Origin of the sequence: Streptomyces sp. NBC_00016 (assembly GCF_045040885.1) — a bacterium.
Taxonomy (GTDB): Bacteria; Actinomycetota; Actinomycetes; order Streptomycetales; family Streptomycetaceae; genus Streptomyces; species Streptomyces coriariae.
This window is the reverse complement of record NZ_CP108304.1, coordinates 1,961,486-1,975,173: the sequence shown is the minus strand read 5'-3', so window position 1 is coordinate 1,975,173 and position 13,688 is coordinate 1,961,486. Positions and strand designations below refer to the sequence as shown.

Annotated in this window: 10 protein-coding genes; 6 read left to right on the top strand and 4 right to left on the bottom strand. The window is 71.6% G+C overall.

Features of this window, described 5'->3' with window-relative positions; all coding sequences use genetic code 11:
* Nucleotides 1-1,048 precede the first annotated feature (1,048 nt).
* Nucleotides 1,049-1,255 carry a hypothetical protein gene (locus OG933_RS08855; RefSeq protein ID WP_362526751.1) on the bottom strand — a complete coding sequence of 69 codons (207 nt, stop codon included), beginning with the start codon at nt 1,253-1,255 and terminating at the stop codon, nt 1,049-1,051.
* 139 nt (nt 1,256-1,394) lie between these two features.
* On the opposite strand from OG933_RS08855, the gene OG933_RS08850 reads away from it, so the two are divergent.
* Nucleotides 1,395-4,187, top strand: coding sequence for a transcriptional regulator (locus tag OG933_RS08850; protein WP_405633291.1), 2,793 nt, complete (start codon nt 1,395-1,397; stop codon nt 4,185-4,187).
* A 533-nt stretch (nt 4,188-4,720) separates the two neighbouring features.
* On the opposite strand, the gene OG933_RS08845 is transcribed toward OG933_RS08850, so the two are convergent.
* A complete protein-coding gene (locus tag OG933_RS08845) occupies nt 4,721-5,452 on the bottom strand; it encodes a TetR/AcrR family transcriptional regulator (RefSeq protein ID WP_405626358.1) in 732 nt (243 codons plus the stop codon).
* A 259-nt stretch (nt 5,453-5,711) separates the two neighbouring features.
* Here OG933_RS08845 and OG933_RS08840 point away from each other — a divergent pair, with 259 nt between their 5' ends.
* Together OG933_RS08840 and OG933_RS08835 are read left to right on the top strand one after the other, a co-directional pair.
* Complete coding sequence (locus OG933_RS08840; protein WP_405626357.1) at nt 5,712-6,536, top strand: SDR family oxidoreductase; 825 nt, start codon at nt 5,712-5,714, stop codon at nt 6,534-6,536.
* Nucleotides 6,537-6,749: 213 nt separating this feature from the next.
* Nucleotides 6,750-8,006 (top strand): amidohydrolase family protein, encoded by a 1,257-nt coding sequence (locus OG933_RS08835; RefSeq protein WP_362526744.1) that lies wholly within the window; start codon nt 6,750-6,752, stop codon nt 8,004-8,006.
* A gap of 147 nt (nt 8,007-8,153) precedes the next feature.
* Here OG933_RS08835 and OG933_RS08830 read toward each other — a convergent pair whose 3' ends face one another.
* Nucleotides 8,154-8,924, bottom strand: a complete 771-nt coding sequence (locus tag OG933_RS08830; protein ID WP_405626355.1) for an SDR family NAD(P)-dependent oxidoreductase — start codon at nt 8,922-8,924, stop codon at nt 8,154-8,156.
* Nucleotides 8,925-8,927: 3 nt separating this feature from the next.
* A complete protein-coding gene (locus OG933_RS08825) occupies nt 8,928-10,460 on the bottom strand; it encodes an acyl-CoA synthetase (RefSeq protein ID WP_405626354.1) in 1,533 nt (510 codons plus the stop codon).
* A 142-nt stretch (nt 10,461-10,602) separates the two neighbouring features.
* On the opposite strand from OG933_RS08825, the gene OG933_RS08820 reads away from it, so the two are divergent.
* The 3 genes from OG933_RS08820 to OG933_RS08810 are packed head-to-tail and all read left to right on the top strand — an operon-like array spanning nt 10,603 to nt 13,674.
* Nucleotides 10,603-11,418, top strand: a complete 816-nt coding sequence (locus OG933_RS08820) for an enoyl-CoA hydratase/isomerase family protein (RefSeq protein WP_405626352.1) — start codon at nt 10,603-10,605, stop codon at nt 11,416-11,418.
* Between the two features lie 41 nt (nt 11,419-11,459).
* Nucleotides 11,460-12,518, top strand: a complete 1,059-nt coding sequence (locus OG933_RS08815) for a 2,3-butanediol dehydrogenase (protein WP_362526734.1) — start codon at nt 11,460-11,462, stop codon at nt 12,516-12,518.
* Between the two features lies 1 nt (nt 12,519).
* A complete protein-coding gene (locus OG933_RS08810) occupies nt 12,520-13,674 on the top strand; it encodes an acyl-CoA dehydrogenase family protein (protein ID WP_362526731.1) in 1,155 nt (384 codons plus the stop codon).
* Nucleotides 13,675-13,688 lie beyond the last annotated feature (14 nt).

Genomic DNA, 13,688 nt, shown 5'->3' with positions numbered 1-13,688 from the left:
TCCTGGGGCCCGCGACCCCACCACCACAGCGCCGCCTGTCGCTGATCAACCCCGGACGGGTCCGACACCAGGGCGTTCGGGATCGCGATGCAGACCGATGGAGGGCCAACGGGCTGGATTCCCCTGGTCTTCGGGAGCTTGCTCGTCTCGGCTCTCACGCGGGAGACCGAGGAGGTCCCGACGAGCTGGGCAGCTGTCTGGTGGGGGCGCTGGTGCAGAGCGCTGAGGATCATGAGGGCGGGGCTGCCGAGGCCGTGGTGGGCGACTCCTCAAGTGCCGGGTCGGGGGGTACTGAGTGGTCCGGAAACGAGACGGCGACGCGTTGAAGTACCAGCTCGATCCCTCCCGGCCATGACCGACCCGCAACCGGCGCAGCCAGCCCTGCGGCTTGAGGACGCTCTCGTAGACGGCCCGCAATGTCGTCCGGGAGATGCCTGCCTCTTCGGCGGTCTGCCGCTCGCTGGCGTGGTGTAGCGGGCCGCCCGCGATCTCGGCGAAGTTCAGATGCGCCAGCAGCACCCGCAGCGCGGTCCGTCCCCGCTCCCCGCGCCAGGCCGTCGTCTCGATACGGTCGCGCAGCGCGGCGAGAACCTCGTACGCCTCGGGCCGGGAGCCCAGTGCCCTGGTGGTGCTGACCGCTTCTGAGGCGCTGGACCACGCCCGGCGGATGTAGTGGAGCGCACGCGACTCGCCGGAGCGCAGTGCGATGTTGCGGGCGTGCCTGCCGCCTTCATGGAGAGAGGTCGCTGCCTCTGACTGCCTCCGCTCGCCGTCTCACGGAAGGCGGGGCAGCCTCCGCCAGGAGGGCGAGGTCTTCGTGGCGATCGTGATCGACGCCGCCGGTGTGGCCGGACCTGGGGAAGAGCGTCGGCCCCGGGCCGCCCCGCCCGCGATGCACGCGTGCCGACGCGAACAGGAGGAGGGCGCCTGGACGACTTCGCGCCCCGTCCCGGCCTTGTCCTTCGGGGTGCGCGTGACACTCTCGGTTCTCGGGTGTCGTGACATCTGCCGCCACCAGTGAGGAACAAGCACCCGTCGACGCGACCGGTCACCGTTGTGCCATGTTGGTGATGGCTGTCACCAGAGCGCCGGCCAGGGTGAGGGTGCAGGTGAAGGCCGCTGCTGCCCGGGTGATTGACGCCGGATACGAGGCCTGGTCGCGGCGGGCGAGATAGCCGGCCGCGACCGCGATGAGGACCCCGGTCAAGATCACCAGGGAGCAGGCGAGGAGGATCACGGCGCTGTGGTCGGACATCGTTGCAGTTCCTTACGGTCGGCGTGGCTGCTGTGGTGTCACCGACTTTCGGGGATGCCATGTTCATCGTGGTGCGCTGGTCGAAGATGAACATGGGCGAACAACCGGGGACGGGCAGGGGTGGGGGCTCCGCGTGGGGATGGACGATGTGCGCGACACCGCGGCCTTGGCGGAATTGCGGTCGCGCCTCGAAACAGGGCGGGTGGCCCGGGGGATCAACCAGACCGCGCTCGCGCGCGCGGCCGGGCTGGGGCGCACCACGGTCAGCCGGGCACTGAGTCCCGATGCGCCCGGGCCCTCCGCGGACACGGTGGGAGCGCTGGGCCGAGCCCTGCGCTTGGACGTGAACATGCTGCTGGGTCTCCTCGACACCGCGTACGGACGCGGCCCGGCCGCCCTCGCCGCCACCGGAGCGCCTGGCCGGCCGATCCGCATGTGGGACCCTCATGATCTTGAAGTCCACTTCGCCATCGAGGCACCGTCCGCGCGCTCCGGTCCCGGCGGTCCCGGAGACCGGAGACGGCCGGGCCGGGCGGCGGCACTGCCTGCTTACGTACGCCGCCCGCACGACGAGCACCTCGCGACCCTCGTCGAGGCCGCCGACGAGGGGCACAGCGGGATGGCCGTTCTCGTGGGGTCGTCCTCGACGGGCAAGACACGTGCCTGCTGGGAGGCCGTGCAGCCGTTGGCCGCTCTCGGATGGAGGCTGTGGCACCCCTTCGACCCCACCCGGGCCGAAGCGGCGCTCGCCGATCTCAACCGAGTCGAGCCGCAGACCGTGGTGTGGTTGAACGACGCCCAGCAGTACCTCGGTGGGGAGAGCGGCGAACGGATCGCCGCCGCGGTCCACGGGCTGCTCACCGATGTGTCGCGCAGCCCCGTGCTGCTCCTGGGAACTCTGTGGACCGAGTACCAGAACGACTACCTGGCCCTGCCTCGTTCCGGGAGCCCCGATCCGCATCCGCAGGCTCGCGCGCTGCTGGCGGGGCGGCTCATCACGCTGCCGGACCGCTTCGACCACATCGCCATCACCAAGGCAAGGGCCCTCGCCGCTGCCGGCGACCGCCAGCTCGCTCATGCTCTGCAGCACACCGACAGCGGTCGGCTGACCCAGTTCCTCGCGGGAGCACCCGAGCTTCTGCGCCGCTACGAGACAGCCGGGCCGCCCGTTCGCGCCCTGCTCGAAGTCGCCATGGACGCACGGCGTCTCGGAGCCGGGCTGCACCTGCCGGTCGGCTTCCTCGAGCAGGCCGCGGAGGACTACCTCAGCGACGACGAATACGACGATCTCGCGGACAACTGGCTTGATCAGGCGTTCGCCGACGTGACCTCACCGGTGCACGGACGCCTTGCTCCCCTGCGGCGCGTCCGGCCCCGGCCCACTCGAAGATCCCCGGTGACGGAGACCGCGCCTGCGCACTCCTACCGGCTTGCCGACTACCTCGAGCAGCACGGGCGGCGCGGCCGCGCACGCCTGTGCCCTCCTGCGTCGTTCTGGCAGGCCGCACACGACCATCTCACCCCCGAAAGCCTCGTCAATCTCGCTGATGCCGCTCGGCTCCGCCACCGGTTCCGATGGGCCGAGCAACTCGCCCAACGGGCGGCGGACTCGGGGGACACCGATGCCATCGCCCGGCTCGCCGAGATCCGACTGGCGAACGGCGCCCGGGGGGAAGCCGACCAGCTTCTCCAGCAAGCCGCCGACGCGGGGAGCACCGGCGCTCTCGTCCGTCTGGCCGTCATACGTCACGTGGCCGGCCACAGGGAGGAGGCCGAGGCTCTCGCGCAGCGTGCCGCCGACGCGGGCGACACCAGAGGACTGGGCCAGCTCGCGGAGATCCTCGAGGCCGACGGGGACCGGAAGAGGGCCGAGGAACTCGCCGTGCGGGCGGCCACGGCGGGCGACACCGGTCCGCTCGTCCGCCTGGCCGAGGTGAGAGAGCTGGCAGGGGTGACCCAAGGAGCGGAACGGCTGGGGCAGTTGGCCGCCAAAGCCGGTGACACCACGGCCCTCGTCCGGTTGGCCACCATCCGGGAAACCGGCGGGCCGACGGCCCGTCACGAAGCCCAGCGCCTCTATCAACGTGCGGGCCGGGTGGGAAACGCCAGCGCGCTTGCCCGGCTCGCCACCGAGCGGGAGTCCGCCGGGCGCCGAGGGGAAGCCGAGCGGCTCGCCCGGCGAGCCGCACACGCCGGCCAGTCCTTCGCCCTGGTCCGGCTGGCCGAGATGCGTGAGGCAGCCGGTGCGCACGAGGAAGCCGAAAAGCTCGCGCAACAGGCCATCGAGGCCGGTCACCGCTTCGCCTTGATCCGCATCGCCGCCATCCGAGAGGCGGCCGGGGATCTGCAGGGTGCGGAACGTCTGTTCCAGGAGGCCGCCGCAGCGGGCAACCCCACCGCCGTTGCCCGGCTGGCCGAGATGAAGGTGTCCGCCGGAGACGCGGAAGCAGCGATACGTCTTGCCCGGCAGGCCGCCGAGGCCGGTAATCCCAGCGCCGCGGCCCGCCTGGCCGACTGGAGGGAAGCGGCGGGGGACCGTGAGGGAGCCGAAATGCTGGCGCACTTGTCGGCCGACGCCGGAGACACCAGTGCGCTCACCCGGCTCGCAGAGATGCGCGAACTCACCGGCGACCGGGAAGGAGCAGCGCGCCTCGCCCGGCAGGCCGCTCAGCGGGGAAGCACCACTGCCGTCGTGCGCCTGGCCGATATGCGGGAAGCCGCGGGAGACCGGGAAGCGGCTGAGGCACTGGCCCGGATCGCGGCTGACTCGGGTGACACGCAGGCGATGGTACGGCTCGCGATCATGCGGGAAATGGCAGGGGACAGACGGCAGGCCGACCAACTTGCCCGGGCCGCCGGCGACGCCGGCAACCCCAGTGCCTTCGCCCGCCTCGCGGAACTGAGGGCATGCCCGGCCGAGGACCAGACCTGACGGCGAGCCCTCGTCGGCGTTCGTCAGCAGGCCGTCGAGACCGGCCGAAACGGCGGACGCGCCGGCGGGCGCCGGGCGGCTCTGATCAGAATGTCCCGCCCGCCCGGAAAATGGGCGGAGAACCAGGCCATGAGCGAGACCAGGTGACCGAGGCGCACGCGAGGGATGGTCGTGAGGCGCCCGCCGCCGGGCCACGGGATCAGTCAGGTGAGTGGGGGCGCGTGACGGGCGAGGTGGTCCTGCTCGCGGCGCGACTGCCGGCACCGCCGACATCAGGCGTGGGTATCGGGTGTTGGCCGGCGGCCAGAGCCGGGGGCAGGACGATGTCGGTGGCGGAGAGCCGGTGGCCGACGAGGGTCCGGCGGGTCGCTGCATCGTGTTCGAGGTAACGGGCGGGCGGGGGCAGCGTGCGCTGGGGGGCGGGAGCCCGAGGGACTAGCGTGCGCGCGGTGGGCCTCAGGGGCTTGCGGGCTGACCAGGGAGGAGGGACGACGGAGGGCCCGGCGCGCGCCGGCGCGGCTCGGGCCCCTTCGTCATGCGGATCCGGGCTGGGATTCGGCTTCGGTGGCGGGCGGGGAATTCCAGCCGGCCTCGGGATCGAGGGGCAGTTCCGGGCGGTCGTGCTTGAACGCCTCGGCCTGGTTCTCGAGCTTCGGCAGGGCGTGGTCGGGTGCGCCGAAGCCGCGGAACAGGGTCGCGCAGTATTCGCGGGACAGGAACGCCGCGTCCCACTGCCCGTCCGTGCGCACCCATTGATACGTGTGATTGTGCAGATTGAGGAACTGCAGGGTGGCCAGCCGCGGTGGCATCGCGCGGAAGGTGCCCTGGTCGACGGCCTCCGCGAGCAGCCCCGAGATCACCTGTTCGAAGTCGGAACGCTGGCCCAGCAGGGTCTTCAGTTCCGCGCCGCTCAGACTGCGGTAGTCGTGCTCGTAGACCCAGATGTGGTCGAGCCTGCGGAAGATGATGGTGAGCAGCGATTCGGACAGCAGCCGCAGCCGCAACAGGGGATCCGTGTCGAGGTCCGCGATCTGGCGGGCGCGGGAGAGCAGCGGTCCCATCACCCGCGCCTGGATCTCGACGAGCAGGTTCTCCTTGGAGCCGATGTAGTAGTACAGGGCTCCCTTGGCGAGGCCTACCGCCCGGCCCAGGTCGTTGATGGACGTCGCCGCGTACCCCTGCTGGGCGAACAGCGACGCCGCGATGTCGATGATCTTCTGGCGTCTGACCTCGAAACCCGGTCCATGGCCCGGCGGTCGTGGCATCGCTTCTCTCCCCGCTTGACGTGACGACGTCGATCAAGGCGACCCCCGGGACCACGTCGGACGGCTTTTTCGGCAGATCCGGGGGAAGCGGGCTCCGGGGCATCGCTCGGTTTGCTAGACCAGACGGTACGTCAAAGGGACCGGCCCGGGTGGCGCGGTCACGGCTCTCCGCAGGCGCGACCGGCGTCCGGGCGGTCCCGGACGCCGTCGGCCGCGAGACACTCGTCCTGTGACGAGTGTCCCCAGTGAGGAGTGACGCATGACCAGGGTAGGTATCGCCACCGGCGCGGGCCGCGGGACGGGAGAGGCGTGCGCGCGGCGTCTTGCCGACATGGTGGACGTGCTGCTGCTCGCCGACCGGAACGAGGCGGCGGCGGCCGCAGTCGCGAAGGACCTGGCCGGGCGGGGCGTGCGGGCCGTCGTCGAGCCGTTCGAAGCGGACGTCACCGACGGACAGGCCCTTGCCCGGCTGGCCGGACGGGCCGGGGAGCTCGGCACCCTCCGGGCGGTCGCGCACGCCGACGGCGTCGAGGCGGGGGAGGCCGGCTGGCGCCGGATCCTCGAGGTCGACTTCGTCGGGACGGCGCTGGTCGCCGAGGCGCTCCGTCCGTTGGCCACCGCCGGTACGGCGTTCGTGTACTGCGCCTCGGTGTCCCCGCTGATCGCTCACATCGACCCCGACCCGGTGGTCGCGGCCGTACTGGACGATCCGCTGGAGGAGGGGTTCCTCGACGGGATCCGCGAGGCGATCGGCCCGGCCGTCGAGGATCCCGCCTGGGCGTACCCGTGGGCCACCTACGGTGTGCACCGCTTCGCCCGCGCCGAGGCGGTGCGGCTCGGGCCGGTGGGCGCGCGTGTGTGCTCCCTTTCGCCCGGTGCCATCGACACGCCGGGGACCCGGCAGGAGGCGGCCCGGCACGAGTCCGTGCGCCGGCTCATCGAGCGCACGCCGCTGGGCCGCACCGGCCGGTACGACGAGGTCGCCGCGGTCGCCGCGTTCCTGCTGTCGGACGAGGCGAGTTTCGTCAACGGCGTCGACATCGTCGTCGACGGCGGCCTGTGCGCGGCGGTGCAGGACGAGTGACGCCCGTCGAGCAGGCGATCGTCGCCCGGTACCCGCGCTCGTGGCGCACGGGCGTTCTGTCGGGATTCGGTGCCGTGGCCGACCGGTGACTCCGTAGGCGGAATCATTGACTAGACCGTTCGGTACAGCTAACTTCGGCGGTATCCCCGGGGTGGGTTCTGCAACGAACGACGATGTTCGAAAGAGGTACCGCCTGTGTTCAGGGAATTTGTCGTGTCCGGTGATTCGCACATCATCGAGCCGGTCGATCTGTTCAAGACCCGGCTGCCCGTGCACCTCAGGGAACGGGCGCTCTGGGAAGAGGAATTCACGCTCGACGAGCCGATCGTCGAGGGCGGCCACACCGAGTTCAAGAAGCTGCACACCATCGGCTACGACGGCTGGACCATCTCCAAGTACCGGCAGTTCGGCGGGCAGACCCCGGACGGCGAGCCGCAGCACATCATCCGGGACATGGACCTCGACGGCGTCGATGCCTCGGTGATGTTCCCCAACCTCTCCCTGTTCGTCCTGTTCACCGACGACCACGAGCTGTCGATGGCCCACGCGCGCGTGTGGAACGACTACATAGCCGAGCGGTTCCTCCCGTACCGGAACCGGCTGCGTCCGACAGCGGCGATCCCCGTCACGGACATCCCCGAGGCCGTCGCCGAGATCGAGCGGTGCGCGCGCCTCGGGCTGGGCGCGATCCTGATCCCGGAGACCCCGCCCGTGCCGTACGCGTCGCGGACGTACGACCCGTTGTGGGCGGCCGCCCAGGCGCACGGGATGCCGGTGTTCATCCACGTCGCGACCGGCGGGGTGAAGACGAAGGAGAGCACCTCGGAGACGGCCCTGACCGTCCGGAGCATGATGACGGCCGTCAACATGGGCAAGGGCCAGTTGACCGACGACATGGTGTCGGGCCGGCTCCAGAATTCCGCCGCCGGGTTCTCCAGCCCGCAGCGCATCATCGCCGACCTCGTCGGCGGCGGCGTCTGTGAGCGGTTCCCCGCACTGCACTTCAACCTGATCGAGTTCAGCGCCGGCTGGCTGGTCTCCTACATGGGCTTCATGGACAAGTCCTTCCGGACGGGCATCGGCCAGGACCCCGACTGGTGGCTCGGCTTCTGGGACGACAATCGCCCGCCGCAGGAACAGCCGGCCATGGGGCGGCTGTTCACCATCAACGGCAAGTGGCCCTACCCCCTCAAGCCCAGCGAGTACATCCGGCGCCAGATCCACGTCCAGTTCGCGGACGACCCGACGGCCGTCAAGGCCCGCCACATCACCGGAGTGTCGACGGTCATGTGGGGCAACGACTACCCCCATGCCGAGGGCACCTTCCGCAGCAGCGCCGAGTGCATCGCGGACAACTTCGACGACACCGTCTCCGACGAGGACCGCGCGGCCATCCTGGGCGGCACCCTCGCCGGCGTCGTGCACTTCGACACCAGCGAGAAGCTCGCCCCGGTCACCGAGGACGCCTGACCCGCGACCTGACCGCGCACGGTCCCGGAGCGGGCACAGCTCCGGGACCGTGCGCCGCGCGGGCCGGATCCCGGTACGGCACCGGCCGGGCTCGGCCGGGCCGCTCTTGCCGGTCCCCGTCCTGTCAGCCGGCCGTCCGGACGGCGGTCACCACGCCGTCCAGCCGCCGTCCACGGTGACGGTCGTACCCGTGACGAACCGGGAGGCGTCCGAGGCGAGGAACACCGCCGCGCCGCCCAGTTCCCCGGCGTCGCCCACCCGGCCGAGCGGAGTGCCCCGGACGATCCGCTCGCCCCAGCGGCTGTCCAGCAGCCCCGAGCTGAGGTCCGTACGGAAGTAGCCGGGCGCCAGGGTGTTGACGCGCACCCCGCGGTCCGCCCACTCGACGGCGAGCGCCCTGGTGAGGGCCTCGACACCGCCCTTGCTCGCGGCGTACGCGGCGATCCGCTCGAAGCCCGTGCGCGCGTGCACCGACGACACGTTGACGATCGAACCGGACCCCTGCTCCAGCATGACCTTGCCGGCCTCGCGGCAGCAGGAGAAGGTGCCCTGGAGGTTGATGTCGAGCACCCGCCGCCAGTCCTCGTCGGTGACGAACTCGCTGCGGGTGAAGTGCGGACTGACCCCCGCGCAGTTGACGAGGACGTCCAGGCGCCCCGTCGCGTCGGTGATCCGCCCGGCCGTCGCGCGGACCGTGTCCGGGTCGGCCACGGAGCCCGGCAGCACCAGCACCTTGCCGCCGTGCCCGCCGAGTTCGGCCTCCAGGCTCTCCAGATCGGCGGCCGTGCGCGCGGTCACCGCCACGTCCGCCCCCGCCTGGGACAGGGCGACGGCGATCGCCCGGCCGAGACCCTTGCCCGCGCCGGTCACCCAGGCGGTCCTGCCGTCCAGGCGCAGATCGGTGTTGACGTCGGCCATCGTTCAGCCCTCCACGGGGACGTCGCGCAGGGTCCGCTTGAGGACCTTGCCCGAAGGGGTGCGGGGCAGTTCGCCGACGAGGTCGAAACGGGCCGGCACCTTGAACCCGGCCAGGCGCTCCCGGCAGAACTCCCGCAGCTCGTCCGCCCCGGCGCTGGTCCCGGGCCGGAACACCACGAAGGCCCGGGGGACCTCGCCCCAGCGGGGGTGGGTCAGGCCGACCACCGCGGCCTCCAGAACGGCCGGGTGCTCGTAGAGGACCCGTTCGACCTCGGGCGTGGCGATGTTCTCCCCGCCGGAGACGATCATGTCCTTCTTGCGGTCGTCGATGTAGAGGAAGCCGTCCTCGTCGACGTGTCCGATGTCCCCGGTGTGGAACCAGCCGTCCCTGAGCGCCGCGGCCGTGGCCTTCTCGTCGCGCCAGTAGCCCGCGAAGACCTTCGGGCCGCGCAGGGTGATCTCGCCCAGTTCGCCGGCCGGGACCTCCGTGTCCGTGTCGTCGACGATCCTGACCCGGGTGTGCGGCACGGGACGGCCGACCGAGCCCAGCTTGGACAGCGCGTGCTCCCGGTCGAGGAAGGTGTCGCCGGAGACCGTCTCGGTCAGTCCGTAGGCGTCGGCGAACCAGGCGTTGGGGAAGGCGTTCATGATCCGCCGCAGCACCGGCTCGGGGGTCTTCTCGCCGCCGCCCACGATGAAGCGCATCGAGGTGGTGTCGTACGACTCCCGGTCCGGGACCTCCAGGACCGCGTTGACCATGACGGGCGCCAGCCAGGCGTTGGTGACCCGGTGTTCCTGGATGGCCCGCAGGACGCCCGCGGCGTCGAACTTGCGCTGGAGGACCACGCCGCCGCCCGCGTACAGCACCGCAAGGGCGGGCATGTCGAGGCCGCCGACGTGGTAGAGCGGGCCCGCCACCAGCGTGGTGTCCGCCGCGGTCAGGCCGAACTGCACGATCTGCGCCACGTTCTTGGCGTGCAGGTTCCCGTAGGTGATCCGCACGCCCTTGGGCCGTGAGGTGGTGCCGGAGGTGTACATCAGCCGCTGGAGGTCGTCCGGCTCGACGTCGGCCGGCTCCACCCGCGCGCCCCGGTGCCTCTCCAGCAGCGCCTCGTAACCGGTCCACCGGTCCGAGGGGGCCGTGCCGTCCACCAGGATCCGCCGCTCCAGGCCGGTCAGCCTCTCGGCGATCCGGTCCGCGGCCCGCAGGAACTCCGGCTCGGTGACGACCGCCTTCGCCCGGGAGTGGTCGAGGATGTACGCCCATTCTTCCTCGGACAGACGGTAGTTCAGCGGCAGGAAGACGGCTCCGACGCGATTGACGGCGTACACCAGTTCCAGGAATTCCGGCCGGTTGTAGAGCAGCAGGCCCACGACGTCGCCGCGTCCGACGCCCAGTTCCGTCAGACCGGCGGCCAGCCGGTTGACCCGGTCATGGAGGGTGCGCACCGTCAGACGGCGGTCCTCCTGCGTCACGGCCACGGCGTCGGGCCGCTGGGCCAGGTGGTGATCGAGGATGCTCGAGAAATTGTGCACGGCGACTCTCCGGCTCGGCGGCCGGGATTGTCCCGACCGGTCGGTTGCCCGCTCCCAAGATTTAGTGTACCTCTTGGTCTATAAAACTCTTGCCGCACTTTACGACGGAGCGCACCGGTCGACAACCATCCAGGCGGGCGTGATGTCGCTTCCCCACGGAGGAGGCCCCGTGCCCCGTATCCGCCTCGACACCGACGGACCCGTCGTCACGGTCCGGCTCGACCATCCGCCGATGAACGCCTTCGACACCGCCCAGCGCGGCGAGCTGGCCGCCCGGGTGCGCGAGCTGGCCGACAGCCGCGCGGTGCGGGCCGTGGTGCTGTACGGAGGCGAGCGGCTGTTCGCCGCCGGGGCGGACGTCGGGGCCCTGGCGGCCATGGACCCGGAGGAAGTACGGGGCTGGAACCGGGCGTTGCAACGGACCTTCGACGAGGTCGCCCGGCTGCCGGTGCCTGTCGTCGCGGCGATCACCGGGTACGCGCTCGGCGGCGGCCTCGAACTGGCCCTCGCCGCCGACTACCGGGTGGCGGCCGACGACGCGGTCCTCGGTCAGCCCGAGGTGCAGCTGGGGATCATGCCGGGCTCGGGCGGCACCCAGCGGCTGACCCGGCTGGTCGGGCCGTCGCGGGCCAAGAACCTGCTGATGACCGGCCGCCGGGTGGGCGCCGACGAGGCGCTGCGGCTCGGGCTGGTGGACGAGGTCGTGCCCGCCGGCGAGGTGCACGACACGGCTCTGCGCTACGCCCGGCGCCTCGCCGAGGGGCCCGCCGCCGCCCTGGAGGCGATCAAGGAGGCCGTGGACCACGGCGCCGACTCCGGCCTGTCCGCCGGGCTCGCGCTCGAACGGTCCCTGTTCACGGGGGTCTTCGGCACCGCCGACGCCACCACCGGGATCCGGTCGTTCCTCGAACACGGTCCCGGCAGGGCGCGCTTCGGGGGCCCCGCGGACGACAACTGACCGCGCGAGGGGACCGTACGACACGAGAAGGGGTGCAGACGATGAAGGCACTGCGCTGGCACGGCGCGCGCGACCTGCGGCTGGAGGAGGTACCCGACCCGCCCGAGCCGAGGCCGCACGAGGCCGTGGTCGAGGTCGCCTGGTGCGGGGTGTGCGGCACCGACCTGCACGAGTTCCTGGAAGGGCCGCACATGATCCGTTCCGGTCCGCACCCGCTGACCGGAGCCAGTCCACCGCTCGCCCTCGGGCACGAACTGAGCGGCACCGTCGTGGCGTTGGGCGCCGACGTGCCCGGGGTCGCGGTCGGCGACCGGGTCGCCGCCGACCCCGTCTGGCGGTGCGGCGTCTGCTTCTGGTGCGCGCGCGGCGAGTACCACATCTGTCCCCGCAGCGGCTCGGTGGGCCTGGCCTCGCCCGGCGCCTTCGCCGACCGCGTCACCGTGCCGATCGCGGGGCTCACACCGCTTCCCGACAACGTGAGCGACGAGATGGCGGCCGCCGCCGAACCCCTCGCGGTCGGTCTGCACGCCGTCACCCGGGCCGGCGTCCGGCCGGGGGACAACGTCCTCGTGGTCGGCGGCGGACCGATCGGCGTCGCGGTCGTCCTGGCCGCCCGGATCGCCGGCGCGGCCGGACTCTATGTGAGCGAACCCCTCGCCGCGCGCCGCGAGGCGCTCCTCGGACTCGGCGTCACCGAGGCCTTCGACCCGCGCGCGAGCGACGTACGCCGCGAGGTGTTCGTCAAGACCGGCCGGATCGGCCCGGACGTCGTCATCGACGCGACCGGTGTCCCCGCGCTCGCGGCGCAGGCCGTCACCACCGTCCGGCGCGGCGGCCGGGTGGTGCTCGCCGGCGTCGGCCACGGCAGCGTCGAGTTCGACATGGGCCAACTCGTCTTCTACGAGCGGTCGGTGGTCGGCACGCTCGGCTACCACTTCGACATCCCCCGGGTGATCGACCTGATGAGCACCGGACGCCTGGACGCGTCCGCCCTGATCACCGGACGTTTCCCGCTCTCGGAAGGAGCCGGGGTCTTCGCGGACCTGGCCGCTGACCGGGCCCGCCACCTCAAGGTTCTGCTGACCCCGAAGGGACTGTGACATGGATTTCGACCTGCCGGAGGAGACCCGGGACCTACAGGACATGGTCCGCGAGTTCGCGGCCAAGGAGATCTCCCCGAACGCGGCCCAGTGGTCGGAGAACGAGGAGTTCCCCACCCCTGTCTTCACCAAGCTCGGCGAACTCGGCCTGATGGGCATGCTCGTCCCCGAGGAGTACGCGGGCGCGGGTTCCGACATGGTCTCCTACGTCGCCGTCATGGAGGAACTCGGCGCCGCCGACCAGTCGGTGGCCTCCTCCTGGAACGCGCACTCCACCATCGCCACCCTCCCGCTGCTGGCCTACGGCACCGAGGAGCAGAAGCAGCGCTGGCTGGCCCCGCTGGCCCGGGGCGAGGCCCTCGGCGCGTTCGGCCTGACCGAGCCGGGCGCCGGGTCCGACGCGGCCGGCATCACCACCACCGCCCGCCGGACGGACGGCGGTTGGGTGATCGACGGCACCAAGATGTTCATCACCAACGCCGGCACCGACATCAGCCAGGGCGTCACCCTGCTGGCCACCACCGGCCGTGACGAGGACGGGCGGAAACGCTTCGCCACCTTCTACGTGCCGACCGGCACGCCCGGTTACACCTGCGGGGCGAAGCTGAGGAAGCTCGGTTGGCACGCCATGGACACCCGTGAACTGGTCTTCGCCGACTGCTTCGTCCCCGACGGCCATCTCGTCGGCGAGGAGGGGGGCGGGCTGCGCCAGTTCCTCTCCGTGCTGGACAAGGGCCGTATCAGCGTCGCCGCCCTGGGGCTGTCGCTGGCCAAGGCGGCCCTCGCGCTCGCCGTCAAACACGCCACGGAACGGCACCAGTTCGGCCGTCCGCTGTCGGCGTTCCAGGCGGTCGCCCACAAGATCGCCGACATCGGCACCGAGTTCGAGGCCGCCCGGTGGATGGTCTACCGGGCCGCCTGGCTCGCCGACCAGGGGCGCCCGTACGGCACGGAGGCCGCCATGGCGAAGCTGTACGCCTCCGAGGTCGCCAACCGGGCCGCCTCCCAGGCGGTGCAGATCCACGGCGGATACGGCTATGTGCGGGAGTCGGAGATCTCGCGGTTCTACGCCGACGCCAAGATCCTCGAGATCGGCGAGGGCACGAACGAGATCCAGCGCGATGTCATCGCCAGGGCGCTGGTGAAGCAGGTGTGAGCGCCGAAGGGGCC

Bases quoted from the DNA above. Each gene is read 5' to 3' on its own strand.
- OG933_RS08855 (WP_362526751.1), bottom strand. From the start codon at position 1,255: ATGTCCGACCACAGCGCCGTGATCCTCCTCGCCTGCTCCCTGGTGATC.
- OG933_RS08850 (WP_405633291.1), top strand. From the start codon at position 1,395: ATGGACGATGTGCGCGACACCGCGGCCTTGGCGGAATTGCGGTCGCGC.
- OG933_RS08845 (WP_405626358.1), bottom strand. From the start codon at position 5,452: ATGCCACGACCGCCGGGCCATGGACCGGGTTTCGAGGTCAGACGCCAG.
- OG933_RS08840 (WP_405626357.1), top strand. From the start codon at position 5,712: ATGACCAGGGTAGGTATCGCCACCGGCGCGGGCCGCGGGACGGGAGAG.
- OG933_RS08830 (WP_405626355.1), bottom strand. From the start codon at position 8,924: ATGGCCGACGTCAACACCGATCTGCGCCTGGACGGCAGGACCGCCTGG.
- OG933_RS08820 (WP_405626352.1), top strand. From the start codon at position 10,603: ATGTCGCTTCCCCACGGAGGAGGCCCCGTGCCCCGTATCCGCCTCGAC.
- OG933_RS08815 (WP_362526734.1), top strand. From the start codon at position 11,460: ATGAAGGCACTGCGCTGGCACGGCGCGCGCGACCTGCGGCTGGAGGAG.
- OG933_RS08810 (WP_362526731.1), top strand. From the start codon at position 12,520: ATGGATTTCGACCTGCCGGAGGAGACCCGGGACCTACAGGACATGGTC.